Source organism: Mesorhizobium sp. M4B.F.Ca.ET.214.01.1.1 (assembly GCF_004791545.1).
GTDB lineage: Bacteria > Pseudomonadota > Alphaproteobacteria > Rhizobiales > Rhizobiaceae > Mesorhizobium > Mesorhizobium abyssinicae.
The window spans coordinates 1-298 of record NZ_SRUX01000245.1 but is presented as its reverse complement, the minus strand read 5'-3'; the positions used below and the strand labels follow the sequence as shown (position 1 = coordinate 298).

General features: G+C 66.8%; 1 protein-coding gene. It reads left to right on the top strand.

Going from position 1 to position 298, the window contains the following annotated elements:
- Positions 1–298 (top strand): DMT family transporter (locus EN857_RS34080; RefSeq protein WP_135897734.1); only part of this gene is annotated, 298 nt, incomplete at both ends.

Below are 298 nucleotides of genomic sequence, written 5' to 3'. Positions count from 1 at the left end.
CACGACGATCCTCGGCGCGTTGGTCGGCTACGGGCTTGTTTTCAACGGCGTCGGCGCGGCCGCTACGTCGTTCTCGCTCCCCAATATCGGGCAACTGGTCTGGCTGATGATAGCGGGCCTCTTCACCGCCGGCGGGCAGCTGCTGCAATTGCTGGCCGCCAAATACGCCCCCGCCAACCGGATCGCGCCGACGCATTATTCGCAGATCGTCTGGGCGGTGATCCTCGGCGCGCTGTTCTTCCAGGAATACCCGGGCTGGCTGTCGCTTGTCGGCCTCGCGGTCGTCGGCGGCTCCGGC